Here is a 1128-nt window from a genome sequence, read left to right on the forward strand (position 1 = left end):
TCACGTCGGACAGTACGTCGCGGCCGGGATCATGACCGCCGCGCAGCAGGCGACCCTGACCGCCGCCATCAAGGCGCACCGGAACATCCTGGTGATCGGTGGCACCGGTTCCGGCAAGACTACGCTGGTCAACGCGATCATCAACGCCATGGTCGAGTTAGATCCCGCCGAGCGTGTTTTCATCATCGAGGACACCGGCGAGATCCAGTGTGCCGCCGAGAACTTCGTGCAGTACCACACCTCGCTCGAAGTGACGATGACCATGCTTCTGAAGACCACCCTGCGCATGCGGCCCGACCGGATCCTGGTCGGCGAAGTGCGCGGCCCTGAAGCGCTGGACCTGCTGATGGCCTGGAACACCGGCCACGAAGGCGGTGCGGCCACGCTCCACGCCAACAACGCCCGATCCGGGCTGGACCGCCTCGCCATGCTGATCAGCATGCACCCGGAATCACCCCGGCCGATCGAACCGCTGATCGGCGAAGCGGTGCACGTCATCGTCCATATCGCCCGCACCCCCGAAGGCCGCTGCGTTCAGGAGATCCTGGAAGTGGCCGACTACGCCGACGGCGCTTACCTCACTCGTCCTCTGTAAAGGAGCCAGCCCCATGCACTCGCCCGCCCTGCCCTACCCGCTCCACCGCTCGACCCTCTTCTATTTCGGACTGGCGATCCTGCTGCTGGTGTTCTTGCTGGTCCCGCCACACGCCTTCGCAGCGGAAGGCACCGGCGGGTCGCTGCCCTATGAAAGCTGGCTGACCAACCTCCGCAACTCGGTCACCGGCCCGGTCGCGTTCGCGCTGGCGATGATCGGCATCGTCGTGGCCGGTGGCGTGCTGATCTTCGGTGGCGACCTGAACGGCTTCTTCCGCACCTTGATCTTCGTCGTTCTCGTCATGGCCCTGCTGGTCGGCGCGCAGAACATGATGAGCAGCTTCTTCGGCCGTGGCGCGGAGATCGCCGCCCTCGGCGAAGGCACGTTCGACGCGGTCAAGCGCTTTGGCGGAATCGCTCCGGAAAGGCTCGCCTGAGCATGGCGCTGCGCAAGATCCCGATTCGGCGGGCCGGCAATCGCGACAACCTGTTCATGGGCGGCGATCGTGAACTGGTCATGTTCTCGGGTCTGCT

Annotated in this window: 2 protein-coding genes and 1 pseudogene; all 3 read left to right on the forward strand. The window is 65.2% G+C overall.

Annotated elements, in window-relative coordinates; translation table 11 throughout:
• On the forward strand, positions 1–595 hold a 595-nt coding region (locus tag E4Q08_RS23625; protein ID WP_169072206.1), incomplete at its 5' end, for an ATPase, T2SS/T4P/T4SS family.
• A gap of 13 nt (positions 596–608) precedes the next feature.
• The gene (gene trbC / locus E4Q08_RS23630) at positions 609–1031 is read left to right on the forward strand and encodes a conjugal transfer system pilin TrbC (RefSeq protein WP_169072207.1); all 423 of its coding nucleotides are present in this window, start codon (positions 609–611) and stop codon (positions 1029–1031) included.
• 2 nt (positions 1032–1033) lie between these two features.
• Positions 1034–1128 (forward strand): annotated as a pseudogene (locus E4Q08_RS23635) (conjugal transfer protein TrbD); the annotation flags it as partial.

The organism is Candidatus Accumulibacter contiguus, assembly GCF_012940005.1.
Taxonomy (GTDB): domain Bacteria; phylum Pseudomonadota; class Gammaproteobacteria; order Burkholderiales; family Rhodocyclaceae; genus Accumulibacter; species Accumulibacter contiguus.

Coding starts and splice junctions, on each gene's coding strand:
- trbC (WP_169072207.1), top strand. CDS start 609: ATGCACTCGCCCGCCCTGCCCTACCCGCTCCACCGCTCGACCCTCTTC.